The following is a 25,383-nucleotide window of genomic DNA, read 5'->3' on the forward strand; positions in this document are numbered from 1 at the left end:
TCAGCGTCCCGCGGTGTTCAATGCGCGCGACAGCTGGTCGACGTTTTCCTGCAGCGCGGTGATGCCGGCGCCGCCCAGGGTGTACCAGTTCAGGCCATCGAGGTAGACCACGCGCTTGTTCTTCCAGGCGTTCGACTGGCGCACCAGTTCATTGTCCAGGAATTTGGCGGCGGCCGTGCCTTCGCGGCCGATGGCGGCGTCGCGGTCGATCACGAACAGCCAGTCGGGATTGGTCTTCTGGATGAATTCGAAGGAGATCGCCTGGCCGTGGTTCGAGGTGTCGAGCTTGGCCACCGCCGGCTTGATGCCGAAGGTGTCGTGCAGGACGCCGAAGCGCGAGCCCGGACCGTAGGCGCTCATCTTGCCGCCGGTGGTCAGAACGATCAGGCCGGTGCCGGCCGTCTCGGCCTGCTTCTTCAGGGCGGCGATCGAGCCATCCAGCTTGTCGGTCAGTTCCTTGGCGCGCGCCTGCTTGCCGAAGATGCCGGCCAGGGTGTTGACGTTGTTCTTGGCGCTGGCGACCAGGTTGGTGCGGTCAGGCGTCATATCGATGGTCGGGGCGATCTTGGCCAGTTGCGCGTACTTGGCCTGCGAACGGCCGCCGACGATGATCAGGTCGGGCTTGGCGCCGTGGATTTTTTCATAGTCCGGCTCGAACAGGGTGCCCATCCTGGGCGCGCTGTTGTAGCGCGCCAGGTGACGCGGCAGCGGACGCGCGGTGGTGCTCATGGTCGGCACGCCGGCCACGTTCACGTCCAGCGCCGACAGGTTGTCGAGGGTGGTGGCATCGAGCACGATGACCTTCTTCGGGCTGGCCGGGACTGCGGTGGTGCCGCTGGCATGCTTGATCTGCACGGTGTTCTGGGCTTGCGCGGTGAGCGTGCCGAAGGCCAGGGCTGCGCCGACCGCCAGCACTGCGCGGCGGCCTTGGAAGATGTTCTTGATGGTCATGTCGGTATTCCTGTCTCGTTCAACAAATTGGATAATCAAAAGCGTGGGGTCAGAAGCGCGTGGCAACCCCGAGCCACAGGCGGCGCCTTGGCCGCGGCGTGGGCGCTCACGGCCATGGCGCCGTGGAGCGCGGCCGCGATGGCCATCCGCTTGAACCATGTCCTTGTCGTGTGCTGCATGCGCTTCGTTCTTGTGTCCTTCAAATTTCTTTCATGCGGCGAACACCTATTGCCAGGCCGGCGCACGGTGAATGATAATGATTATCATATGCAATTAACCGCCAGAAAGTTTGTCAAGTTGTGGCAAACCTTGGTATCCCAGCAATGAATCCTGTTTCCAGCCCATCCCGTATCCTCGTGGTCGACGACCATGCCGACATCCGCGACCCGCTCGCCGCCTTCCTGCGCCGCCACGACCTGGAGGTGCTGACCGCCGCCGACGCCGCGGCCGCGCGCGCGCTGCTGCGCCAGCATCCGATCGACCTGGTGGTGCTCGACATCATGCTGCCCGGCGAAGACGGCCTGTCGCTGTGCCGCCACCTGGCCGAGACCAGCAGCACGCCGGTGATCCTGCTCACCGCGATGGCGAGCCAGGAGGACCGCGTGGCCGGGCTCGAGATCGGCGCCGACGATTACGTCACCAAGCCCTTCGATCCGCGCGAACTGGTGGCTCGCATCAAGGGCATGCTGCGGCGCCTGGGCCGCGCCACGGCCGGCTGGCACGGCCGCCGTTACGCCTTCGGTGACTGGACGCTGGACATGGCCAGGCGCGAGCTGCGCGATGCCGGCGGCGAACCGGTGGCCTTGAGCACGTCGGAATTTCGGCTGCTGGGCGTGCTGGTCGAGCGCGCCGGCAAGGTGCTGAGCCGCGACGAGCTGCTCGACCTGACGCGCGACGGCGAGGTGCAGAACTTCGACCGCAGCATCGACAGCCAGGTGAGCCGGCTGCGCAAGAAACTGGAACTCGATCCGCGCCGGCCTCGCCTGCTCAAGACTTCCTGGGGCGACGGCTATGTGTTCACGGCCGACGTCAAGGCGCTGCCGGCGGCCAGCTGATGCGCCTGATCCCGAAGACCATGGGCGGCCAGCTGGTCGCGACGCTGCTGGTGGCCGTGCTGCTGGCGCACGCCGCGGCCATCGTGGCGCGCCAGCTGACGCCGGACGCCATGCATCCGCTGGCCGCGCGCTATATGCTCGACCGCATGGCCGGCATCTACCAGTCGCTGCGCCTGTCGCCGGACAAGGGCGAAGAGATGCTGGCGGCGATCGGCTCGCCGACCGCGCGCTACTGGCTGGCCAGCGGCGCCAACGCCGCCAGCCCGGCGATGAACGAGGCCGAACGCAGGCAGGCGCAGGCCCTGGCCGAACGCCTGCCTGCTATGTCGGCGTCGGCGCCGGCGCCGCGCAGCTGGGTGCAGCTGACCGACCATGCGCCGGGCGACGATGGCGTCAAGCAGGCCGGCATGCTGGCCTCGGTCGAGCTGCCGTACGGACGCTGGCTGGTGGGCTACCAGCAGTCGCCCGGCGGCAGTCCCTGGTGGCGACCGCTGCACTTCTCGATCCCGGTGAGCACCCTGCCGGTGCTGCTGGTGGCCTTGCCCTTCATCGGCCGCATCCTGCGTCCGATCCGCGCGCTGGAGCGCGCCGCCGAGCGCTTCAGCCGCGGCGAGCATGACGGCCCGCTGCCGGTGACCGGCCCGCGCGAGGCGCGCGAGCTGACCGCCGCCTTCAACACGATGGCCGAGCGCCAGCGGCGCTTCATCGAGGACCGCACGCGCATGCTGGCCGCGATCAGCCACGACCTGCGCACGCCGATCACTTCCTTGCGGGTGCGGGTGGAGCTGATCGACGATCCCGAGCTGCGCGCAGCGATGATCCGCACGCTCGAGACGATGGGCCTGATGGTCGAGCAGACCTTGCGCTTCGCGGCCGATGACTGCATCGGCGAACCGTCGCAGGACGTCGACCTGGCGGCGCTGATGCGCGAGCTGGCGGCGGAGTTGGCGCGTCCCGGCAAACGCATCCGCTACGCCGGCCCTGACCGGCTGCCCTACCGCTGCCGCCCCGTCGCCCTGCGCCGCGCCGTGGGCAACCTCGCCGAAAACGCGATCCGCCACGGCACCGAGGTCACGCTCTGCGCCAGCGCGCCGCGAGAGAACAGCGACAGCGAAGTAATCCTGGCCGTGATCGACAACGGCCCCGGCATCCCGGCGAGTGAATTGGAGCGCGTCTTCGAACCCTTCGCCCGCCTCGACAGCGCCCGCTGCCGCGACACCGCCGGCGACAACGGCCACGGCAGCGCCGGCGGCAGCGGCGTCGGCCTCGGCCTCTCCATCGCCCGCTCCTGCGTCGAAGCCCACGGCGGCACCCTCACCCTCACCAACAACACCCCCGGCCTCACCGCCACCATCGCCCTCCCCACCTAACCCTCCCAATTAGGGTCAGAGTAGAATTATTGAGCAATTTCTCCGCAATCCCGATAATGAGGGTCAGAGTAGAATTAATTGCCAAGAACTTGCAATCAAATGTTAGCCAGGCCGCTTTCACAGCGCCCTGTTTGAAATAAATTTCAAAACAATTCTACTCTGACCCTAATTATCTTGGTCGTTGAATCGCTGCCTCTAGAACCTTGCCATTTCACAGGGGGGAATTATTCATCGAGCCGCAATAGCGCTTACTTAATTCGATATTCTCGTGCAATTTATGAACCCTTAAATAATTAGGGTCAGAGTCGATTTATTGAGCAATTTCTCACCAAATTGGATTAATTGGGGACAGAGTCAGCTTGACCGGAAATTTCCTCTCAACTGAGCAATTAGGGTCAGAGTCGAATTAAAAGCAATTCTGGAGAATTGCTCAATAAATCTACTCTGACCCTCATGTTGGGGGCGGGGTGGCGGGCGCACGGGTGAAGATTTCGCTTGCGCGGCGTGGTGGGTGAGATAGAATGATGAATGAGAATCATTATCATCTGATACCACTACCTTGCGTCGAGAGGAACGATATGTGCGACAAACACGCTGCGAACGTACCCTGCCCTGCTGACGGCCTGCAGGGATCGCGCCGGCGGCGCGTGTGGGAGCTGTCCCATGCCTGCCATTGCCCGCTGGTCGGGGTCGGGTTGCCGCTGGGCGGCTTGCGCAAGCTGGTGGAGAAGGTGACGGGCGGGAAGGTGTTGCACGACGATTACGACATCCACGTCGGCACCGTCAGCGAGTGCGCGCTGCGCACGCCGGTCGCCGATGCGGTGCAGAAGGAACTCGAGCGCCGCTATGCGCAGCATGTGCAGCGCTTCCGCGCCGCCAAGACCACCGAGCAGGTCGAGGCCATGTGGGAAGCGGCGGTGGCCGCCGGCGATGTCGCCGGGGCGTTCTGGGCCGGGCTGTCGCATCCGCGCTGTACCACCGCGCTCGAAGAAAAGATGTGCCGCGATATCCATATGGTGCAGCACCAGGCCGGGGCCTGCGCGCGCGCCGATATCAACAAGTTCAATGCGGTCGTCGCCGACAACGCGCGCCTCGAACGCGAAGTGGCGCGCCTGCAGGAGCGCTGCAATGCGCTGGGGCTGGAAAAGGCGCAAGAGAGCGAACGCCTCGAGAACCAGCTGCGGGCGGCGCGGGCGGCGACCATCGCGCGCGATGGCGACGTGCAGGCCCTGCGCGCCCAACTGGCGCGGCTGCAGGCCAGCATTCCCGACCTCGACACGCGCGAGCGCCTGGCCGAGCGGGTGGAGCAGATGGAGGCGCGTGAGCAGGCGCTGCGCGCGCAACTGGCCGAGCTGAAGGCGGCGCGTGTATCCGCGCCGGCGCCGGAAGCCGAAGTGGCAGCGCCCGCCCCGATCCAGGTGGCGCCCGTCGCGATGCCGGTGCGCCTGGAAAACCGCAGCGTGCTGTGCGTCGGAGGCCGCAGCAGCAGCGTGCCGATCTACCGCAATATGATCGAGCGCGTCGGCGCCCAGTTCGCCCACCACGACGGCGGCCTCGAAGACAGCAGCAGCCAGCTCGACGCCAGCCTGGCCGCGGCCGACCTCGTGATCTGCCAGACCGGCTGCATCAGCCACAGCGCCTATTGGCGCGTGAAGGACCATTGCAAGCGCCACGGCAAGCGCTGCGTCTTCGTCGACAACCCGAGCGTCTCGAGCCTGGTGCGCGGACTGCAGGAAGCCGCCACCGAGGAAACCCAACCAGGTTGAGTCAGGCGGCCAGCGCGCGGATCGCCGCCACCAGCCGGTCCAGCTGCGCCGTGGTCGTGAAGTACGAAGGCGTGACGCGGATGCAGCTGCCGCCGACGGGGCCTTCGCGCGCCACGGTGAAGATGCCATGACGCTCGGCTAGCGTGCGCGCCAGCGCCACGTTGTCCTCGAACGACGTCTTTCCTTTCAGGCGGAACGAAGTCACCGCGCCGGTCATCCCCGCGTCGTCGGGCGTGAGCACCTGCACGCCCGGCAGCGCGCGCACCCGTGTCACCCAGTAGTCGCGCAGAGAACGCAGGTGCGCCGCGCGCGCCGCCAGCGGGATGCGCGCATGGAAGGCCAGCGCGCTCGGAATCGTCATCACCGCCGCCACGTTCAGGGTGCCGGCGTTCACGCGCGCGCGGATGTCGGTCGGCGGATGCTCGGTGTTGCCGCAATCGATGTCGATGTCCTGCAGGCGGCCCTCGCGCACGTAGAGGAAGCCCAGCCCGAGCGGCGCCCCGATCCACTTGTGCAGGTTGGCCCCGACGAAGTCGGCGCCCAGGTCGGGGATGCGGAAATCGAGCTGGCCGAACGATTGCGCGATGTCCACCACCACGTCGACGCCGCGTTCACGGGCCATGCGCGCGATCTCGGCCACCGGCAGCACCAGGCCGGTGCGATGGTTGATGTGGGTGAGCAGCAGCAGCCGCGTGCGCGGATGGCGCCGCAGCGCCTCGGCGTAGGCGTCGATCACGTTCTGGCGCGTGGCCGGCTCGGGGATCGTCACCGAGACCAGCCCGGCGCCGCGGCGTTTGGCCAGCTCGCGCATGGCGTCCATCACCGTGCCGTAGTCCAGGTTGCAGATCATGACCGCTTCGCCGGCCTTCAGGAGCCGGTAGTTCAGGATCAGGTTCTGCAGCGACTCCACCGCGCTGCGCGTGATCGCGATCTCGCCTGGCGCGGCGCCAGCATACGCCGCCAGCTGCGCGCGGATCGCCGTCATGTCTGCGCGGTCGAAGCGCGTACGCAGGTAGTGCGTGTTGTGGCGGTTCAGGTAGTCGAGATTGCGCTTGTAGTCTTCCAGCACCGGGCGCGCCATGATGCCGTAATAGGCGTTTTCCAGGTTGACGATGTCGCCGGCCACGTCGTAGCTGGCGCCCAGGCCGGCATCGTCGGCCGCGGCGGCGGCGGCCGGCCAGGGCAGCGCCGCGCTCCCGAGGCTCAAGCCTGCGGCGGTGCGCAGCAGCTTGCGGCGGCGATTGACGATCGGTTTCATGGAAGCTCCCGCGAGAATGGATGTGCAGCAAAGTATAGGCAGGCCGGCGCGATGCGCCTGCCCGGCGAGTGATCACCCCATAAGCGCCATTGATACCCCCGCTCGACAGGGGTGCGGCCGGGTTAGAATCGGAACCACCTTCACCACCGGACAATCGCCATGCTCAGCCGCGACATCGAGATCTTCCGCACCGTGATGACCTCGGGCTCCGCTACCCGCGCCGCCAAGGTGCTGGGGTTGTCGCAGCCGGCCGTCAGCATGGCGCTGCGCCGGCTCGAGGAACGCGCTGGCCTGGAGTTGTTCCAGCGTCCCGGCGGCAAGCTGCAGCCCACCCAGCAGGCGCAGGCCCTGCTGGCCGAGGTCCAGCGCCACTTCGTCGGCATGGACGTGATCGAGCAGCGCATCCGCAGCCTGAAACAGTTCGGCGCCGGCCGCGTGCGCATCGCCGCCTTTCCCGGCCTGGGCACCGGTTTCGTGCCGCGCGTGCTGGCCGACCTGGCAGCCGCCGGCACGTGCAGCATGGTGTCGCTGCAGGTGATGGGATCGCAGGACGTGCGCAGCCAGGTGCTGCGCGACGAGGTGGAGCTGGGCATCGCGGCCCAGGACATCTCGACCGCCGGCGTCGAGCACGCGCTGTTCGCGCACTACTTCGGCGTGGTCGCCCTGCCCGCCGGCCACGCGCTGTCCCGCAACAGCGTGATCACGCCGAAACAGCTGGCGCGCCATCCCTTCGTGGCACTGCAACCGGACGATGCGGTGAGCCTGCGCCTGGATGCGATTCTGCACGCCCACGGCGTGCAGCTGCAGACGACGGTCGAAACCTCGTACACCTTCAGCCTGTGCGAACTGGTGCGCAACCGCATCGGCGTCGCCCTGGTCAATCCGGTCACGGCGGTCGACTACCTCGACGCGGGGCTGGTGTTCCGTCCGTTCTCGGAGCGGCTCGAGTTCACGGCGCTGACGATGTGGCCCGCCGGCCGGCCGCTGTCGCCCTTTGTGCGCCAGATGCTGGGCGCCATGCGCGCACGGCTGCAGGCGGACATGGACCGGCTGCGCGCGACGATGCCGCCGGCCGCGGGCAAGGTGGCGCTGCACCAGTTCCAGCCGCTGGAGACGCCAGCGGCCGGGCGATAACACGAAGTCGATAACACGAAACCCAAAAGAAAAAGGGCTACAAGCCTGAGCCTGTAACCCTTTATCCTGCAAATCTTGGTGCCGCTGACCGGAATCGAACTGGTGACCTTCGCATTACGAATGCGCTGCTCTACCGACTGAGCTACAGCGGCGAAACCTGTGCTTCGCCTTGCCTTTCGGCGCACGACGACGTAGCCGCCGTGACGAAAGAACCATATTCTAGCAAACAATGCGGCAAACTTGCTAGTGTGTATCGCTAGCGTGCCGCATTATCGGCCGAAAAGTAGAAATTCAGGCCCCGTGATAGCCCGTGACGACCTCGACTTCTTCCTTCGAGCCCAGGAACACCGGCACGCGCTGGTGCAGCTTGGTCGGCGGGATGTCCAGGATGCGGCCACGGCCGTCGGTGGCGGCGCCGCCGGCCTGCTCGACGATCATCGCCATCGGGTTGGCTTCGTACATCAGGCGCAGCTTGCCCGGCGATTGCGGGTCGCGCAGGTCGGCCGGATACATGAAGACGCCGCCGCGGGTCAGGATGCGGTGCACGTCGGCCACCATCGAGGCGATCCAGCGCATATTGAAATCCTTGCCGCGCGGGCCGGTTTCGCCCGCCAGCAGCTCGTCCACGTAGCGCTGCACCGGCGGATGCCAGTGGCGTTTATTGGACATATTGATGGCGAATTCTTTCGTCGAGACCGGGATCTGCATATCGCTCTGGGTCAGCACCCACGAACCCATCTCGCGGTCCAGCGTGAAGCAGTGCACGCCGTTGCCGGTGGTGAGCACCAGCATGGTCTGCGGGCCGTAGACCGCATAGCCGGCCGCCACCTGGGCGGTGCCGGGCTGCAGGAAGTCCTGCTCGGTCGGCTGGTTCATGCCTTCCGGCGCCTTCAGCACCGAGAAGATGGTGCCGATCGAAACGTTGACGTCGATGTTCGACGAGCCGTCCAGCGGATCGAACAGCAGCAGGAACTCGCCCATCGGATAACGGCTCGGGATCTGGCGGATGGTTTCCATCTCTTCGGACGCCATCGCCGCCAGGTGGCCGCCCCACTCGTTCGCTTCCAGCAGGATTTCGTTGGAGATCACGTCCAGCTTCTTCTGGACTTCGCCCTGGATGTTCTCGGTCTCGGCGCTGCCCAGCACTTCGCCCAGCGCGCCCTTGCTCACCGAATAGCTGATGCGCTTGCAGGCGCGGGCCACGACCTCGATCAGCAGGCGCAGCTCGGCGTTGATGTTCTGGTGCAGGCGCTGCTCTTCGACCAGGTATTGCGTCAGACTTACGCGTTTCATGACTTCCTCAGGTTTGGTTTAAATATTGTTATCAATTCGCGAGCGCTTTGGTGACCACTTCGCGTACGTCGTTCGACAGCTTGCCCTGCCCCGCCACGCGCTGCAGCGCGGCCTTCATCTGTTCTTGCAGCGCCGGCGCGTAACGGCGCCAGCGGTCCATCGCGCGCGCCAGGCGGCTTGCGACCTGCGGGTTGAGCGCGTCGAGCGCGATCACCTGCTCGGCCCAGAAGGCGTAGCCGCTGCCGTCCGGCGCGTGGAACTGCACCGGATTGTTCATGCAGAAGGCGGCGACCAGGCTGCGCGCGCGGTTCGGGTTGCGCAAGGTGAAGGCCGGATGGCGCATCAGCGCGCGCACGGCCGCAACAATGGTGGTCGGGGCCGCGGCCTGCATCATGAACCACTTGTCCACCACCAGGGCCTCGTTCTGGAACTCCTGGTAGAACTCGTCCAGCGCGTCGGCCGCTTCCGGCACGCGCGATGCGATCAGCGCGCCCAGCGCGGCGGCGCGGTCGGTCATATTGCCGGCGTCGTCGAACTGGCGCTGGGCCAGCGCCACGCTATCGTCGTCGGGCGCCGCGTTCAGGTAGGACAGCGCCAGGTTCTTGAGCGCGCGCTTGCCGGCGGACGCGGCATCCGGGCTGTACGCCCCCGGCGTCAGGTTGGCCTCGTACTGCGCCAGCAGCTCGCTGCGCAGGCGCGCACCGATGTCGGCGCGGATGAACTGGCGCGCGATGTGCACGGCCAGCGGGTCGACGCCGTCGATCTGCTCGGCCACCATGCCTTCGGACGGCAGCAGCAGCGCCTGTTCGCGGAAGGCAGGGTCGAGGGTTTCGTCGACCAGCACCTTGCGCATCGCCTCGATGAAGGTCTCGTCCAGGTTCAGGCTGGCGCCGCTATTGCCCTTGGCCGCGGCCTCGCCGGCCAGCTTGAGCAGGCGGCTCATGGCTAGGCGCTGGCCCGCTTCCCAGCGGTTGACCGGGTCGCTGTCATGGCTGAACAGGTGCAGCAGGTCGGCATCGGTATAGCTGCCCTGCAGGACCACCGGCGCCGAGAAGCCGCGCAGCACCGACGCCACCGGCTGCTCCTTGACGTCGGTGAAGACGAAGGTCTGCTCGGCCTGGGTCAGCTCGAGCACCGCCGTCGCGCCGCGGTCGACGCTATCGACCACCAGGCGCATGTCGTTGCCGGCGGCGTCGAGCAGGCCGACCGCGACCGGGATGTGGAACGGCAGCTTCTCTGGCTGGCCCGGCGTCGGCGGGCAGGACTGGATCAGCTTGAGCGTGTAGGTGTGGGCGGTCTCGTCCCAGCGGCCCTCGAAGCGCAGCACCGGGGTGCCGGCCTGGCTGTACCAGCGTTCGAACTGCGTCAGGTCGCGGCCGTTGGCGTCGGCCATCGCGCGCCGGAAATCGTCGCACTCGACCGCCTGCTCGTCATGACGCGCGAAGTACAGGTCCATGCCCTTGCGAAAGCCCTCGACGCCGAACAGGGTCTGGTACATGCGCACCACTTCGGCGCCCTTCTCGTACACCGTCACCGTATAAAAATTATTGATCTCCACGAAGGAGTCGGGACGCACCGGGTGCGCCATCGGGCCGGCATCCTCGGGGAACTGGTGCTGGCGCAGCGTGCGCACCTGGTCGATGCGGGTCACGGCGCGGCCGGTGTCGGTGCCGATCATGTCGGCCGTGAATTCCTGGTCGCGAAATACCGTCAGGCCTTCTTTCAGCGACAGCTGGAACCAGTCGCGGCAAGTCACGCGGTTGCCGGTCCAGTTGTGGAAGTACTCGTGCGCCACCACCGCCTCGATGCCCTGGAAGTCGACGTCGGTCGCCACCCGCGGGTTGGCCAGCACGAACTTGGTGTTGAAGATGTTCAGGCCCTTGTTTTCCATCGCGCCCATATTGAAGTCGCTGGTGGCGACGATCATGAAACGGTCCAGGTCGAGCTCGAGGCCGTATTTCTCTTCGTCCCAGCGAATGCTGTGCTTGAGCGACTGCATCGCATAGTCGGTCTTGTCCAGGTTGCCTTCTTCGACCCACACCTGCAGCAGGGCGTCGCGGCCGTCCGCCAGGCGGAAGGTCTCTTCCTGGCACACCAGTTTGGCGGCCACCAGCGCGAACAGGTAAGAGGGCTTCTTGAACGGGTCTTCCCACAGCGCATAGTGACGTCCGTCGTCGAGGTCGCCTTCCTGGATCAGGTTGCCGTTCGACAGCAGCACCGGGTAGCGCGCCTTGTCGGCGCGCAGCATCACCGTGTACTTGGCCATCACGTCCGGGCGGTCCGGGAAATAGGTGATGCGGCGGAAACCTTCGGCCTCGCACTGCGTGAAGAAGTTGCCATTCGATACATACAAGCCGCTGAGCGTCGTGTTCTGCTCGGGCACGCAGACCGATTCGATCTCGAGCACCACTTCATCGGGCGCCGCGTGGATGACCAGCAGATTATCGGCCAGCGTATAGTCGGCCCCGACCCCGGCCCCGGACAGGGTCTTGCCGTTCAGGCGCAGCGCCACCAGTTCGATTTCCTCGCCATGCAGCTCAATGGCCCGCCCGCTGGCCGCCGGGTTGCGGCGCAAGGTCAGGCGGTTGGCCACGACCGTACGCGCAGGATCCAGGTCGAAGCCGAGCTCGACAGTATCCACAAGGTAAGTCGGCGGGTTATAGTCTTTGCGGTAAATGGTCTGGGGCGTATCGGTGCGCATAGGAAGGGTCCAAGAACACAGTGGAGAAGTGCTTATTTTACCAACAAGCTTTTCCGGTGCTTCGTTCGATTCCATGTATCGCAGTGTATGCACGGTAACGGGGTGTAAAACCCGGTTCATTGATCTTGAACAAGCGGTAAGCTTGATCATCGACGAAATTCCGCACAAATATTTTGGAGACTGTATGAAACGCCTCATCATGGTCGCCGCCGGCACGGCGCTCGCGCTGCTCCTGGGCGGTTGCGCGACCACCATTCGCAGCGACGTCACGACCTTCCACCAATGGCCGGCCCAGATACAAGACAAGAGTTATGTGTTCGAGGTGCCGTCACCGCAGGACGACACACTGGAATGGCGCAGCTACCAGGAACTGGTGCGCGCCCAGCTGGCGCGCCAGGGCTTTAGCGACGCCGACGGCGCCACGCCGGCGCTGACGGTGGCGATGCGCTTCACTACCACCGACCTTCCGGTGCGCGTGCTGGAACCGATCATGACGCCGTACTTCTATCCGGGCGCACGCTACGGCTACGGCTACCGCGGCTTCAATCGCCGCTACTGGGGCGGCTGGTACAGCCCGTTCTACGATCCGTTCTGGGGACCGTATCCGGCCTACCAGACCTCGATCGAGCACCACTACCGGCGCGAGCTGCAGGTCTCGATCAAGTCGGCACGCGACGGCAAGCGCCTGTTCGACGTCACGGTACACAACACCAGCCGCAATATGTCGACGCCGGAAATCATGCCGGCGCTGGTGCACAGCGCCTTCGAAGGCTTCCCGGGACCGTCGGGCGTGGCGCGGCGGGTCGAGGTGAAGCAGGAGCCGAAGCGCTGATTCTAGCCACCACCTGATTCAACACCACGTCATTCCCGCGCAGGCGGGAATCCAAGTCTTAAGCGTTTCGACAGCACCAGCAGTTCTTGGGTCCCCGCCTGCGCGGGGAGTCGTTACTGCCAGTGGCAGTAACGACGTTTTGTGGCCACGGATTCAATGACCGAATGCGGTCTGCAGCGGCGCAAAAAAAAAAGGCCCGTCACGCAAGGCGCGACGGGCCAACGAGAGACAACGGTAATGCCAGCGCGCCTCAGCGCACCATGCACGGTTTCTTGCTATCGAACTTCCAGTTCGGAACGAGGTACTGCATCCCCACCGCATCGTCGCGCCCGCCCAGCCCCATCGCCAGGTAGCGTTGATGCGCGGCCTCCACCGCCTCCATATCGAGTTCCACGCCCAGCCCGGGCGTCGTCGGCACGGTGACCATGCCGTCCACGATGCACAGCGGATTGCGGGTCAGGTGCTGGCCGTCCTGCCAGATCCAGTGGGTGTCGATCGCCGTGACGTCGCCCGGCGCCGCCGCCGCGCAATGGGTGAACATCGCCAGCGAGACATCGAAGTGGTTGTTCGAATGCGAGCCCCAGGTCAGGCCCCAGGCTTCGCACATCTTGGCCACGCGCACGGTGTCCTGCATGGTCCAGAAATGCGGGTCGGCCAGCGGGATGTCCACCGCCCCCAACTGCACCGCGTGGGCCAGCTGGCGCCAGTCGGTGGCGATCATATTGGTGGCGGTGCGCAGGCCCGTGGCGCGGCGGAACTCGGCCATCGTCTCGCGGCCCGAATAACCGCCTTCCGCGCCGCAGGGATCCTCGGCATAGGCCAGCACGCCTTTCATGTCGCGGCACAGCCGGATCGCGTCCTGCAGCAGCCAGCAACCGTTGGGATCGAGCGTGACGCCGGCCTGCGGGAAGGCTTCCTTGAGCGCGCGCGCCGCCTCGATTTCCTGTTCGCCGCGCAGCACGCCGCCCTTGAGCTTGAAGTTCTTGAAGCCGTAGCGCTTCTGCGCGGCGCGGGCCTGGGCCACGATGGCGTCGGTGTCCATGGCCACTTCATGGCGCTGGCGCAGCCACTCGTCATCCGCATCGGGCTCGCTGGCATAAGGCAGGTCGGTAGCCTTGCGGTCGCCCACGTAGAACAGATAGCCCAGCATCTCGACCTGGTCGCGCTGGCGGCCATCGCCCAGCAGGTCGGCCACCGGCACGCCCATGAACTTGCCCAGCAGGTCGAGCAGGGCGCATTCGACGCCGGCCACCGCGTGGATCGTCACGCGCAGGTCGAAGGTCTGCTGTCCGCGCCCCGCCGCATCGCGTCCGGCGAAGGTCGTGCGGATCGAGCGCAGCACGCCGTTCCAGGCGCCGATCGGCTGGCCGACGACCAGCGCGCGCGCATCCTCGAGCGTCTGGCGGATGCTCTCCCCACCCGGCACTTCGCCGACGCCCTGCTGGCCGCTGCTGTCGGTGAGGATCACCAGGTTACGGGTGAACCACGGCGCGTGGGCGCCGCTGAGGTTGAGCAGCATGCCGTCGCGGCCCGCGACCGGCACCACACGCATCGCGGTAATCGTTGGCGTGCCACCCGGCGTCGAAGATTCCATGGTCATCATTCTCTCCCCAAAAGCTATGTTACCGGTATCAATTGAGATCGATGATACCGGTATCTTGGTGTTGAAGTCAATACGCTGAAAGGGCTTTGACAGCTAGCTGCTGCCGCGTTCGACGATCACGAAGCCGACGTCGCGCACCGGCTCCTCCACCGGCCGGCCTTCGGCGCGGTCGATGATCAGCTGGGCGGCGGTGGAGCCGATGGCGGTGCCGTCGATGCGCACCGTGGTCAAGGGGGGATGCAGGTCGCGCGAGAACGCCAGGTCGCCCAGGCCGACCACGGCCAGCTGCTCGGGCACCCTGATGCCCAGCGCCAGCGCTTCGAGCAGCACGCCCTGGGCCATCATGTCGGAACTGCAGAACACGGCGTCGATGCCGGGATCGCGCGCCAGCAGCTCGCGCAGGCTCGCGCGGCCGCTGCCGAGCGTGGTCGGCGCCGGCACGATGCAGGTCGGCACCGCCGCGCGGTCCGCGCCCAGCCCCGGCTGCAGCGCCAGCACGGTGTCGGCGAACTGCCGGTTGCGGCGCACCGCGCGTTCGTCGTCGGCGCTGATGGCGGCGATCTTGCGGCGCCCGCGCCCGTGCAGGTATTCGGCCACCGCCTTGCCGATCTGTTCGTGCGAGAAGCCCACCAGCATGTCGATCGGGCTATCGGTCAGGTCCCAGGTCTCGACCACCGGGATGCCGCTGGCCAGCAGGCGGCGCCGGCCCTGCTCCGAGCGCATGATCCCGGTCAGCACCACGCCATCGGGGCGGCGCCCGATGATGGCCTCGAGCAGCGCGTCCTCGCGCGAGTTTTCGTAGCCGGCCTGGCCCAGCATCAGCTGGTAACCGCGCGCGGCCAGGCCGTCGGTGAGCGCCTGCACCATCTCGAGAAAGACCGAGCCGCTGATGGTCGGCACCACGGCCGCCACCATGCGGCTCTTCTTGGAGGCCAGGCCGCCGGCCAGCAGGTTCGGCACGTAACCCACCCGGTCCACCACCTCGCGCACGCGCTGCAGGATCTCGGGCGAGACCGAATCGGGATTGTTCAGCGCGCGCGAGACGCTCATCGGGGCCACGCCGGCCAGGCGGGCGACGTCGCGCACCGTGGGCGTGGCGCCCTTGCGGCTCTTGCGGACTGTGGCTGGTGCGTCCTTCGGGGCGGGGGTTTCCATGGCCGCGATTCTAGCACCGAGGTATGCCGCGCCCTCTATCGGTATTTCTGCTGCATGCCGTCATAGAAGCGCTTCAAAGTATGGAAGGCCTTCTTTTTCTGGCCGGTGTCCGAGATCAGGCCCTTGCGGTTCCAGAAATCCTGGTACTGCGGATGCGGGCGGCGCGGCGAGCGGAAGTCGGCCAGTATCCATGGCGTCATGCCGCGCAGGCCGGGGATCGCGGTCAGCAGCTTGAACTGGTTCTGGTACAGGCGTTCCTGGTATTCCTCAGTCCAGCGGGTGGCGGCGTCGCCGTGATGGCCGCCCAGCGCATCGGCGCCGAATTCGCTGACCACCACCGGTTTGTTCACCTTGATGTCGAAGTGATAGTTGAGCATGTCCTCGGGATCGCTCCAGTACCAGCCGGCGTATTCGTTGAAGCTGGCCAGGTCCAGCTTGCCGGCCAGCGGATCCTCGACCACCACCCGCTGGCCCTCGCGGTGCACTTCGAGCGCCGCCGCCACCAGGCGCGTGTCGTCCAGGCCGCGCACGGTGTCGGCCAGCCGGCCCATGAAGACGTTGCGCGGCTCGCCCACCGGGGTCTCGTTCCCGATCGACCAGACGATGACGCTGGCGCGGTTCTTGTCGCGCACCACCATATCGGTCAGCTGGCGGTCGGCGTTGCGGTAGGTGTCGGGATTGGTCCACGAGATGGTCCAGTACACCGGCACCTCGGCCCACAGCAGCAGGCCCATCTCGTCGGCCAGGCGCGACATGTGCTCGCTGTGCGGATAGTGGGCCAGGCGCACGAAGTTGGCGTTGAGCTCCCGCGCCCACTGCAGCATCATGCGCATATCGCCCTCGCCGCGCAGGCGTCCCTGGGCCAGCGGATTCTCGTCGTGCAGCGAGATCCCGCGCAAAAAGATCGACTTCCCGTTGAGCAGGATGTCCTGGCCGCGGGTTTCGATGGTGCGGAACCCCACCCTGTCCTTCACCGTGTCCGGACCGGCCGCGATCTCGACGTCGTACAGGGTCGGCGCTTCGGGCGACCAGTAGCGCAGCTTGCCCGCGGGGATGTCGATGGCGGCGCGGCCGCTGGCGTCGGCCTGGACCGTGGTCCGGATGCCGGCCGCGGGAATCGTCACGCTGACGCTTTGCTGCGGCTGGGCGCCGGCCAGCTGGACGAAGCCCTGGATACGTTTCAGGTCGCCCTTGGCCAGCTGCACCTTGTAGTCGGCGATATAGGTGGCGGGGACTTCGGCCAGCAGCACGTCGCGCGTGATGCCGCCATAGTTCCACCAGTCGGTGTTCACGGTCGGGATCTCGTCCTGGTGGCGCATATTGTCGACCTTGACCACCACGAAGTTGCGGCCCTTGTTCAGCTTGCCGCTGACGTCGAACTGGAACGGCGTGAAGCCGCCCTTGTGCGTGCCCAGCTTCTTGCCGTTCAGGTAGACGTGGGCCTGGTAATTCACGGCGCCAAAGTAGAGGAAATAGCGTTTTCCCTGCTGCGGCTCGGCATTGAACACCTGGCGTATCCACACCGTGCCTTCATAGAACAGCAGCTTTTCATCCTGCGAATTCCAGTCGCCGGGAATCTTGAGCGTGGGGGACAGGTCGAAGTTGTACTCGACCAGTTCGCCCTTCTGCGGCGGGCCCAGGTCGTCATAGAAGCCGCCCTTGCCCGAGGGCGTCGTGTCGAACGGCTCGCGCCGGTAGTTGTAATAGCCCGTCTCGTAGGGGTCGACGATGTAGTTCCAGCGGCCGTTCAGGCTCAGGTACTGGCGGCCGTAGATGTTCTGCAGCGGCGCGGACGCTTGCGCCTCGGTCGCCGGCGTCGGCGCTTGCGCCATTGCGTTCACATGCCAGGACAGGACCAGCGCACACAGCGCCGCCCCCAATGCATTGCCAAGATGCTTCATGGTTGTCTCCCGCTCTCCGGCTGGCGGCGTCCGGTGTGGTTTTTTGTTACCGGTATCTAGTGCTGAACTATCGTAGCGGGACAGTTTTGTTGTGTCAACAAAATGCTGGGCGGCGACACCTTTGTGAAGACAGGCCTAGAGCCGGGGCAGGATCTCGGCGCCCAGTTCGCGCAAGACGTCCTCGACAGGCCGCGTGCCCCGGTGCAGGTTGAACAGGATGTGCGCAACGCCGAGTTCGCGCATGCGTTCAAGATAGGGGGCGAGCGCATGGCGGCCGGTGCGCAGGCCAAGCTCGATCGCTTCGGCAGGCGCCGCCGGATCGTCCAGCAAGTCCAGCTGCACCGACTGGATGAAGGGCTTGCGCATGCCGGGCGAGCGCTGGTCCTGCGCCATGTGCCAGAGGGCGATCCGCCCTTTTTGCCGGTCTTCTTCGCGGTGATAGCTGGCCCAGGCATCGGCATGTTCGGCGATCCACTGCAGCGACTGGCGTGCGCTGCCCACCGCGAGCATTGGGATAAGCGCCTGCGGCGGGGGCAAGACGCGGTACTCTTCCGTTTCCACGGCCGGCGCCGGCGCGAGCGCGGCGCGCACGGCGTTCCAGTGCTCGCGGAAGGCCACGTCGCGTGTATCGAGGTCGGCCCCGAAACGCGCGAATTCCTCGGGCCGGTCGCCCGACCCCAGGCCCAGCAGCAGGCGGCCGTGGCTGATCCGGTCCAGGCTCAGGGCCGCCTTGGCCACGTGCAGCGGATGGCGCAGCGGCAGCACGATGGCGCCGGTGGCGAGCGCGATCCGCCCGGTCACCGCCGCCAGCGCGGCCAGCCACAGGAAGGGATCGTCCAGCGCCGCGGTCTCGTTGGCGCTGCCCTGCGGGATCATCAGGGGCACGTCGCGGGTCCACAGCGCTGCAAAACCCAGCGCGTCGGCCAGGCGCGCATGCTCTTGCGCCAGCGCCAGGTCGGCCAGGGCGCCGGACTGTCCCGCCATGGGCGTCATCAGCCCGACCGTCAGGCGGCCGGGGACGAATACCTGCCCGTATGCGCGATTGAAGTCCTGCATCGGTTCAGGTGAAATAGGCTTCGGAGCCGAAGGTAAGCGCCACCACCACCAGCATGGCCAGCACCAGCACGATCAGCAGGCGCCCGAACTTCGGCGCGCCGTCGCCGGATGGCGGCACGGATGGCGGCAACTGCGGCAGCGGGTCGTCGTCGCGCGCGTCCCTCATGACGCCAACTCCGACGACAACTCCGGCAGCAGCACCGTCGAACCGGTCGTGCGGCGCGCTTCCAGCGCGCGGTGCGCCTCGCCCGCCTCGGCCAGGGCGAAGGTCTGGCGCACCTCGACCTTCACCTTGCCGCTGCCGACCATCTCGAACAGCTCGGCCGTCATCGCCTCCTGCTCTTCCTGGTTACTCATGTAGTCGAACAGGGTCGGCCGGGTCAGGAACAGCGAGCCGCGCCTGGACAGTTCGGCCGGGGCAAACGGCTCGACCGCACCCGAGGCGTTGCCGAAGCTGACCATCAGGCCACGCCGGCGCAGGCAGTCGAGCGAGGCGGTGAAGGTGTCCTTGCCCACCGAGTCGTACACCACCGGCACGCCCTCGCCCCCAGTGAGCTCGCGCACGCGCGCCACGATGTCCTCGTCGTTGTAATTGATGACGTGGGCCGCGCCGTGGCGCAGCGCCAGCTCGCCTTTTTCCTTCGAGCCCACGGTGCCGATCAGGCGCACGCCGAGCGCGCGCGCCCACTGGCAGGCGATCAGGCCGACGCCGCCGGCCGCGGCGTGGAACAGGATCGTGTCGCCGGCCTTCACCGGATAGGTCTGGCGCAGCAGGTATTGCACCGTCAGGCCCTGCAGCATCATGGCGGCCGCGGTCTCGAAGCCGATCGCATCGGGCAGCCTGACCAGGAAGCGGGCCGGCATGGTGCGCACGCTGGCGTAGGCGCCCAGCGGCCCGCCGGCATAGGCCACGCGGTCGCCCGGCCGCACATGGGTCACGCCCTCGCCCACCGCCTCGACCACGCCCGCGCCTTCCTTGCCGAGATAGCCGGGCAGCGGCTGCGGATACAGGCCGGTGCGGAAATACACGTCGATGAAGTTCAGGCCGATCGCGTGCTGGACGATGCGCGCCTCGCCCGGCCCGGGGGCCGACGCCTCGACGTCGACGTATTCCATCACTTCTGGGCCGCCGGTGGCGGCGATCCGGATCGCTTTGGCGAGCATGGTTTCTCCTGTGGGATTGGTCAGGCGGCGCTGCGCGCGCCCATCAGTTGCGACAGCACCAGGCGCGCGGTCGAGACGTTGGTCGCGCACGGGATATTGTGCACGTCGCAGGCGCGCACCAGCGCGTTGATGTCGGGTTCGTGCGGCTGCGGCGTCATCGGGTCGCGCAGGAAGATCACGCAATCGATCAGGCCGTCGACCAGCAGGGAACCGATCTGCAGGTCGCCGCCGACCGGCCCCGAATGCTTGCGCTCGACATTCAGGCCCAGCTCGCTGATCAGGCGCCCGCCGGTGGTGCCAGTGGCCGACAGGGCGCAGCCCTGCAGGAACTCGCGGTACTCGGCGGCGAGCGAGATCATGTCGTCCTTCTTCTTGTCGTGCGCGATCAGGGCAATGCGTGGGGCGGCGGTCAGGGGCGTGGTGGTCATGTCGTGGGCGGCGGCTGGTATGGTCGGGACGCTCATAAGAATACCGCATTCGATCAAGCGGTCATATAAACCACTGACTGCGCCATAACGTTCTGAAGGCGATCAATATCTGCGCAAGGCTGTGGCGGCGGCGCCGAAGTTCGGCGTCACGACGGGGGCAATCGCGGCGCTGCGGCATCGCGCGTGTGGCAGGAGAGTTGCACCACTGGCGTCAGCACCAGGCGCATCGGGCGACGGCGGCCTCGGCGTCAAGGCGCATCCCGCCGCGCCCGCCGAACGGGGTCGATATGCGCGCGGTCGAAACCATGCATCTCAACCAACAGGAGAATTCATCATGACCCGGAAGACAGAGCGCACGGGGCCACCGGGAGCGCGGCAATGAACCTGCGTGACGTCGAAACACGTCTCGGCCGCGACCGCTTCTTGCTGCTGGCCCTGATCGTCGTATCGCTGCTGGCCAGCCTGTGCTGGGCCGGCCTCGTGCTGGGCGGCCTGGTGCTCGGCAGCGCGCCCCTGGCCGCGGACGCGGCAGCCAGCGGCGTCGGGGCCGCGGGTACGGCCGCCGCCGCGGGTACGGCCGCCGCCGCGGCCAGCGCCGCGCCCTCCCTGGCCTACCAGGCCGGCCAGCTGGCGCTGGTCTTCCTCACCTGGGCCGGCCTGTGCACGGCCATGATGCTGCCCCTGGCCAGCCGCGCCACGGTGCTGTTCGCGCGCATCGCCGGCGAGCACGCGGCCCAGCGTGCGCGCCTGCGCACCTGGCTGTTCGTGCTCGGCTACCTGGGCGCCTGGACCGGTTTCGCGCTGCTGGCCGCGATCGCCCAATGGACGCTGCACGAATCCGACCACGACGGCGCCGTGCGCCACCCTCTGCTGCTCGGCCTGGCCATGGTGGCGGCCGGCGTCTACCAGTGGACACCCGCCAAGCATGCCTGCCTGGAGCACTGCCGGGCGCCCCTGCCCGGCATCCTGGCCGGCTGGCGCGACGGCCTGCCCGGCGCGTTCTGGCGCGGCGCCGCCCACGCCCGCCAGTGCCTGGGCTGTTGCTGGCTGCTGATGCTCCTGCTGCTGGCCGCCGGCCCGGACAACCCGGCCGCGATCGTCGTCGTCGGCCTGTTCGTGCTGGCCGAGATCCGCCTCGCCAGCGGCCACTGGATCGCCTGCGCGGGCGGGCTGTCGCTGCTCGCCCTGGGAACCAGACTGTTGTTTCCATGACAGTCAAACCTGAGCCTGACGACGAATTTGCAAGGGGGGCCTATGCTAGAATATCGGCCACTCTTGCATACCGTCTAAGGAATTCTCGACATGGCTGGACACAGCAAATGGGCCAATATCAAGCATAAAAAAGCCGCTACCGACGCCAAGCGCGGCAAGATCTGGACGCGCCTGATCAAGGAGATCACCGTGGCCGCGCGCATGGGCGGCAGCGACATCCCGTCCAACCCGCGCCTGCGCCTGGCGGTCGAGAAGGCCGCGGACGCGAATATGCCGAAGGATAACGTCACCCGCGCGATCCAGCGAGGCTCGGGCGAGCTCGAAGGCGTCAACTACGAAGAAGTTCGCTACGAAGGCTATGGCATCGGCGGCGCGGCGATCATCGTCGACTGCCTGACCGACAACCGTGTCCGCACCGTGGCCGAAGTGCGCCACGCCTTCAGCAAATTCGGCGGCAATATGGGCACCGAAGGCTCGGTCGCCTTCATGTTCACGCACACCGGCCAGTTCCTGTTCGCGCCGGGCGTCGACGAAGACAAACTGATGGAAGCCGCGCTCGAAGCCGGCGCCGACGACGTCATGGCCGACGAAGAAGGCGGCTTCGAAGTGCTGTGCGATCCGCACGCCTTCTCCTCGGTGAAAGAAGCACTGGAAGCAGCCGGCTTCAAGGCCGAAGTGGCCGAAGTCATCATGAAGCCCGCCACCGAGACCGTGTTCACGGGCGAGGAAGCGGTCAAGATGCAGAAACTCCTCGATGCGCTGGAAAACCTGGACGACGTCCAGGAAGTCTTCACCAACGCCGTGATCGAAGAATAATTGGTAGCGAATATGAAAATCCTCGTAGTCGGCTCGGGCGGCCGCGAACACGCGCTGGCGTGGAAACTGGCCCAATCGGAACGCATCCAGACGGTCTTCGTCGCGCCCGGCAACGGCGGCACCGCGCTCGATGCGCGCCTGGTGACGGTCGACGTGACCGATCCTGAGGCGCTGGCCGACTTCGTGGTGGCAGAAGGCGTGGCCCTGACCCTGGTCGGCCCGGAAGCGCCGCTGGCGGCCGGCATCGTCAACCTGTTCCGCTCGCGCGGCCTCAAGATCTTCGGCCCCACCCGCGAGGCGGCCCAGCTCGAGAGCTCGAAGGATTTCGCCAAGGCCTTCATGCACCGCCACGGCATCCCGACCGCGAAGTACGAAACCTTCTCGGACGCCGCCGCGGCCCACGCCTACATCGACGCCAACGGCGCCCCGATCGTCATCAAGGCCGACGGCCTGGCGGCCGGCAAGGGCGTGGTGGTGGCGATGTCGCCCGACGAAGCCCACGCTGCGGTCGACCACATGCTGTCCGATAACGCCTTCGGCGACGCCGGCGCCCGCATCGTGATCGAGGAATTCCTGGCCGGCGAAGAAGCCAGCTTCATCGTCATGTGCGACGGCAGGAACGTGCTGGCGCTGGCCACCAGCCAGGACCACAAGCGCCTGAAGGACGCCGACCAGGGCCCGAACACGGGCGGCATGGGCGCCTACTCGCCGGCGCCGATCGTGACGCCATCGATGCATGCGCGCGTGATGCGCGAGATCATCAACCCGACCATCCAGGGCATGGCGCGCGACGGCATCCCGTTCACCGGCTTCCTGTACGCCGGCCTGATGATCGACGCCGAGGGCAATCCGCGCACGCTCGAGTTCAACTGCCGCATGGGCGACCCGGAAACCCAGCCGATCATGACGCGCCTGAAGAGCGACTTCGCCACCGTGCTGGAACATGCCTGCAACGGCACCCTCGACACGGTCGAGCTGGAATGGGACCGCCGCACCGCCGTGGGCGTCGTGATGGCGGCCGCCGGCTATCCGGACAGCCCGCGAAAGGGCGACGTCATCGACGGCATCCCTGCGGAAGTACCTGAATGCGTCACCTTCCACGCCGGCACCCGCCTGGTGGACGGCAAGCTGCAGACCAGCGGCGGCCGCGTGCTGTGCGTGGTGGGCCTGGGCGACAGCGTCAAGATGGCGCAGAAGCAGGCGTATGAAACCGTCGAAAAGATCCATTTCAATGGCGCGCAGTACCGGCGCGACATTGGCTGGCGCGGCGTAAAGTAAGCCTTTCCCAACCAACGCCAGATGTAGCCATTCGGTGGGCCGGTGTACAATCGGCCCACTTTTCATTCCCAGTTGCTCATTCTTCATGTCTTCCCCCAACCCCGCCGTCATCAAGGCCTGGCTGCTCGAGCTCCAGGCGCGCATCGTCCATGGTCTCGAACAGGTCGATGGCACACCGTTCCTGCGCGAGGAATGGCAGCGGCCCGAGGGCGGCGGCGGCATTTCGCGCCTGGTCGAGGAAGGCAATGTCCTCGAACGGGGCGGGGTGAACTTCTCGCACGTGCGCGGCGCCACACTGCCGGCGTCGGCCACCGCCGTGCGTCCGGAACTGGCGGGCCGCGCCTGGGAAGCGATGGGCGTGTCGCTGGTGCTGCATCCGCGTAACCCCTATGCCCCGACGGTGCACATGAATGTGCGCTTTTTTGAAGCGACGGCGCCCGGCAAGGACCCGGTCTGGTGGTTCGGCGGCGGCATGGACCTGACTCCGTATTACGGCGAAGTCGAGGACGCGCGCCACTTCCACCAGGTCTGCCACGACGCGCTGGCGCCGTTCGGAGAAGGCTTGCATCCGCGTTTCAAGAGCTGGTGCGACGATTACTTCTACCTGAAGCACCGCAAGGAACCGCGCGGCGTCGGCGGCATCTTCTTTGACGATTTCAACGAGCTCGGCTTCGAGCAGTCGTACGCGCTGGTGCGCAACGTGGGCGAACGCTTCCTGGACGCCTACCTGCCGATCCTGCAACGCCGCAAGGACCAGCCATATGGCGAGCGCGAGCGCGACTTCCAGGCCTACCGGCGCGGCCGCTACGTCGAGTTCAACCTGGTCTGGGACCGTGGTACCCTGTTCGGCCTGCAGTCGGGCGGACGGACCGAGGCGATCCTGATGTCGATGCCGCCGATCGTCAAATGGCGCTATGACTGGCATCCCGAACCCGGCAGCCCTGAAGCACGGCTGTATTCCGACTTCCTGGTGCACCGGGACTGGCTGGCGCCGTGACCGGGGCTGCCGGCACGCCTGGCCGCAACCGCTGCATCGCCGTCCTCGGCGGCAGCTTCGATCCGGTGCACCAGGGCCACGTCGCGCTGGCGCGGCTGTTCGCCGGCCTGTTGCAGCCGGACGCCTTGCGCATCCTGCCGGCCGGGCAGCCGTGGCAAAAGAATGGCCTCCAGGCCAGCGACCGCGACCGGGTCGCGATGCTGGAACTGGCTTTCGACGCCTTGAAGAGCCCGAGCCTGCCGGTCACGATCGACCTGCAGGAAATCGAACGCAACACGCCAACGTATACGGTCGAAACCCTGCGCGCGCTGCGCAAGGAGCTGGGCCCGCGCGCCTCGATCGTGTTCCTGATGGGCGCCGACCAGTTGCGCAAGCTCGATAGCTGGAACGAGTGGCGTGAACTGTTCGCCCTCGCCAACCTGGGCGTGGCGACGCGTCCGGGCTACGACCTGGCGCAAGAAGCATTGCCACCGATGGTGGCCCAAGAACTGTCGACGCGGCTTGCAACGCCCGACACCGTGCGCCTGCTGGCGCACGGAAAAGTCTGCCTCGCGCCGACGCTGGATGTGGACCTCTCGTCCAGCCAGCTCCGTGCGGCCTTGCAATCCGGCGCGGATGCTAGCGCGCTCGGGATGGCGCAAGTGCTAGACTATATTCAACAACATAACCTGTACAAAAACTAATGGATATCAAGAAACTGCAAACCCTCGTCGTCGACGCCCTGGAAGACGTGAAGGCCCAGGACATCGTCCTGTTCGACACGACCCACCTGACCAGCCTGTTCGACCGCATCGCCGTGGCCTCGGGTACGTCGAACCGCCAGACCAAGGCGCTGGCCGCCTCGGTGCGCGACAAGGTCAAGGCTGCGGGCGGCGACGTGATCGGCCTGGAAGGCGAAGACACCGGCGAATGGGTGCTGGTCGACCTGGGCGACATGATCGTCCACATCATGCAGCCGGCCATCCGCCAATACTATCGCCTCGAAGAAATCTGGGGCGAGAAGCCGGTCAAGCTGGGCGCCGCCAAGCGCAAGTCGACCGTCGAGGGCATCGAAGCCGACGCCGCCAAGCCGAAGTCGAAGCACCTGGCGGCCAACCAGGCGCAGGAAGAAGCCAAGCCGGTCAACGAACGCAAGCCGGCCGCCAAGCGCGCGACCAAGGCCGCCGCAGAGACCGCCGCCAAGCCTGCTGCCAAGAAAGCGCCCGCGAAGAAAGCCGCCGCCAAGGCCGTCCCGACCGGCAAGACCGTGAAGGTTGCACCGAGCAAGACCGAAGTCGCCGCCGTCGAAGCGACCAAGGCCAAGCCGCCGAAGCGCGTGACCAAGGCTGCCGCACCGAAGGCCGCCCCGGCCGCCGATGCGCCGGTCAAGAAGGTGATCCGCCGCATCAAGAAGGACGCTGAGTAAGGGTCCTC

The 25,383-nt window shown here is 66.7% G+C and carries 22 protein-coding genes and 1 tRNA gene; 11 read left to right on the top strand and 12 right to left on the bottom strand.

Features of this window, described 5'->3' with window-relative positions; all coding sequences use genetic code 11:
- Complete coding sequence (locus tag SOM61_RS24090) at window positions 1–951, bottom strand: siderophore ABC transporter substrate-binding protein (RefSeq protein WP_320476428.1); 951 nt, start codon at window positions 949–951, stop codon at window positions 1–3.
- A gap of 323 nt (window positions 952–1,274) precedes the next feature.
- On the opposite strand from SOM61_RS24090, the gene SOM61_RS24095 reads away from it, so the two are divergent.
- The 3 genes from SOM61_RS24095 (at window position 1,275) to SOM61_RS24105 (ending at window position 5,142) form a co-directional block, all read left to right on the top strand.
- The gene (locus SOM61_RS24095; protein WP_320476429.1) at window positions 1,275–2,006 is read left to right on the top strand and encodes a response regulator; all 732 of its coding nucleotides are present in this window, start codon (window positions 1,275–1,277) and stop codon (window positions 2,004–2,006) included.
- The gene (locus tag SOM61_RS24100) at window positions 2,006–3,376 is read left to right on the top strand and encodes an ATP-binding protein (RefSeq protein WP_320476430.1); all 1,371 of its coding nucleotides are present in this window, start codon (window positions 2,006–2,008) and stop codon (window positions 3,374–3,376) included. Before SOM61_RS24095 ends, SOM61_RS24100 begins: the two co-directional genes overlap by 1 nt.
- Window positions 3,377–3,954: 578 nt before the next feature.
- Window positions 3,955–5,142, top strand: coding sequence for a DUF2325 domain-containing protein (locus SOM61_RS24105; RefSeq protein WP_320476431.1), 1,188 nt, complete (start codon window positions 3,955–3,957; stop codon window positions 5,140–5,142).
- 1 nt (window position 5,143) lies between these two features.
- Here SOM61_RS24105 and SOM61_RS24110 read toward each other — a convergent pair whose 3' ends face one another.
- Complete coding sequence (locus SOM61_RS24110; protein WP_320476432.1) at window positions 5,144–6,400, bottom strand: aminotransferase class V-fold PLP-dependent enzyme; 1,257 nt, start codon at window positions 6,398–6,400, stop codon at window positions 5,144–5,146.
- A 159-nt stretch (window positions 6,401–6,559) separates the two neighbouring features.
- Between SOM61_RS24110 and SOM61_RS24115 the strand changes: the two genes are divergently transcribed.
- Window positions 6,560–7,534 carry a LysR substrate-binding domain-containing protein gene (locus tag SOM61_RS24115; protein WP_320476433.1) on the top strand — a complete coding sequence of 325 codons (975 nt, stop codon included), beginning with the start codon at window positions 6,560–6,562 and terminating at the stop codon, window positions 7,532–7,534.
- Window positions 7,535–7,610: 76 nt separating this feature from the next.
- On the opposite strand, the gene SOM61_RS24120 is transcribed toward SOM61_RS24115, so the two are convergent.
- The 3 genes from SOM61_RS24120 to pepN all read right to left on the bottom strand — a co-directional run bounded on the left by SOM61_RS24120 (window position 7,611) and on the right by pepN (window position 11,528).
- Window positions 7,611–7,686, bottom strand: a tRNA-Thr gene (locus SOM61_RS24120).
- Between the two features lie 139 nt (window positions 7,687–7,825).
- Window positions 7,826–8,827 carry a class 1 fructose-bisphosphatase gene (locus tag SOM61_RS24125; RefSeq protein WP_320476434.1) on the bottom strand — a complete coding sequence of 334 codons (1,002 nt, stop codon included), beginning with the start codon at window positions 8,825–8,827 and terminating at the stop codon, window positions 7,826–7,828.
- A gap of 31 nt (window positions 8,828–8,858) precedes the next feature.
- A complete protein-coding gene (gene pepN, locus SOM61_RS24130; RefSeq protein WP_320476435.1) occupies window positions 8,859–11,528 on the bottom strand; it encodes an aminopeptidase N in 2,670 nt (889 codons plus the stop codon).
- Between the two features lie 184 nt (window positions 11,529–11,712).
- Between pepN and SOM61_RS24135 the strand changes: the two genes are divergently transcribed.
- Window positions 11,713–12,360, top strand: a complete 648-nt coding sequence (locus SOM61_RS24135; protein ID WP_320476436.1) for a DUF4136 domain-containing protein — start codon at window positions 11,713–11,715, stop codon at window positions 12,358–12,360.
- A 250-nt stretch (window positions 12,361–12,610) separates the two neighbouring features.
- On the opposite strand, the gene SOM61_RS24140 is transcribed toward SOM61_RS24135, so the two are convergent.
- The 7 genes from SOM61_RS24140 to SOM61_RS24170 form a co-directional block, all read right to left on the bottom strand.
- Window positions 12,611–13,963, bottom strand: a complete 1,353-nt coding sequence (locus SOM61_RS24140; RefSeq protein ID WP_320476437.1) for an enolase C-terminal domain-like protein — start codon at window positions 13,961–13,963, stop codon at window positions 12,611–12,613.
- Window positions 13,964–14,056: 93 nt separating this feature from the next.
- Window positions 14,057–15,118 carry a LacI family DNA-binding transcriptional regulator gene (locus SOM61_RS24145; RefSeq protein WP_320476438.1) on the bottom strand — a complete coding sequence of 354 codons (1,062 nt, stop codon included), beginning with the start codon at window positions 15,116–15,118 and terminating at the stop codon, window positions 14,057–14,059.
- A gap of 35 nt (window positions 15,119–15,153) precedes the next feature.
- The gene (locus SOM61_RS24150; RefSeq protein WP_320476439.1) at window positions 15,154–17,019 is read right to left on the bottom strand and encodes a glycoside hydrolase family 2 protein; all 1,866 of its coding nucleotides are present in this window, start codon (window positions 17,017–17,019) and stop codon (window positions 15,154–15,156) included.
- A 135-nt stretch (window positions 17,020–17,154) separates the two neighbouring features.
- On the bottom strand, window positions 17,155–18,075 hold the full coding sequence (locus SOM61_RS24155; protein ID WP_320476440.1) for a TIGR03571 family LLM class oxidoreductase: 921 nt from the start codon (window positions 18,073–18,075) through the stop codon (window positions 17,155–17,157).
- Between the two features lie 4 nt (window positions 18,076–18,079).
- Window positions 18,080–18,241 carry a hypothetical protein gene (locus tag SOM61_RS24160; RefSeq protein WP_187271644.1) on the bottom strand — a complete coding sequence of 54 codons (162 nt, stop codon included), beginning with the start codon at window positions 18,239–18,241 and terminating at the stop codon, window positions 18,080–18,082.
- Window positions 18,238–19,239 carry a quinone oxidoreductase family protein gene (locus SOM61_RS24165; RefSeq protein ID WP_320476441.1) on the bottom strand — a complete coding sequence of 334 codons (1,002 nt, stop codon included), beginning with the start codon at window positions 19,237–19,239 and terminating at the stop codon, window positions 18,238–18,240. The genes SOM61_RS24160 and SOM61_RS24165 overlap by 4 nt, the downstream gene beginning before the upstream one ends.
- A 20-nt stretch (window positions 19,240–19,259) precedes the next feature.
- Window positions 19,260–19,667, bottom strand: coding sequence for a methylglyoxal synthase (locus SOM61_RS24170; protein ID WP_320476459.1), 408 nt, complete (start codon window positions 19,665–19,667; stop codon window positions 19,260–19,262).
- A 378-nt stretch (window positions 19,668–20,045) separates the two neighbouring features.
- On the opposite strand from SOM61_RS24170, the gene SOM61_RS24175 reads away from it, so the two are divergent.
- The 6 genes from SOM61_RS24175 (at window position 20,046) to rsfS (ending at window position 25,375) form a co-directional block, all read left to right on the top strand.
- Window positions 20,046–20,879: a DUF2182 domain-containing protein gene (locus SOM61_RS24175; RefSeq protein WP_320476442.1), complete on the top strand. Its 834-nt coding sequence runs from the start codon at window positions 20,046–20,048 to the stop codon at window positions 20,877–20,879.
- 90 nt (window positions 20,880–20,969) lie between these two features.
- On the top strand, window positions 20,970–21,695 hold the full coding sequence (locus SOM61_RS24180; RefSeq protein ID WP_123069365.1) for a YebC/PmpR family DNA-binding transcriptional regulator: 726 nt from the start codon (window positions 20,970–20,972) through the stop codon (window positions 21,693–21,695).
- Window positions 21,696–21,707: 12 nt separating this feature from the next.
- A complete protein-coding gene (gene purD, locus SOM61_RS24185; protein ID WP_320476443.1) occupies window positions 21,708–22,973 on the top strand; it encodes a phosphoribosylamine--glycine ligase in 1,266 nt (421 codons plus the stop codon).
- An 85-nt stretch (window positions 22,974–23,058) separates the two neighbouring features.
- Window positions 23,059–23,970 (top strand): oxygen-dependent coproporphyrinogen oxidase, encoded by a 912-nt coding sequence (gene hemF / locus SOM61_RS24190; protein WP_320476444.1) that lies wholly within the window; start codon window positions 23,059–23,061, stop codon window positions 23,968–23,970.
- Window positions 23,967–24,653, top strand: coding sequence for a nicotinate-nucleotide adenylyltransferase (locus SOM61_RS24195; protein WP_320476445.1), 687 nt, complete (start codon window positions 23,967–23,969; stop codon window positions 24,651–24,653). Before hemF ends, SOM61_RS24195 begins: the two co-directional genes overlap by 4 nt.
- Window positions 24,653–25,375, top strand: coding sequence for a ribosome silencing factor (gene rsfS, locus SOM61_RS24200; RefSeq protein ID WP_320476446.1), 723 nt, complete (start codon window positions 24,653–24,655; stop codon window positions 25,373–25,375). The genes SOM61_RS24195 and rsfS overlap by 1 nt, the downstream gene beginning before the upstream one ends.
- Window positions 25,376–25,383: the final 8 nt, after the last annotated feature.

It is taken from the genome of Massilia sp. CFBP9012 (assembly GCF_034045115.1).
GTDB lineage: Bacteria > Pseudomonadota > Gammaproteobacteria > Burkholderiales > Burkholderiaceae_D > Telluria.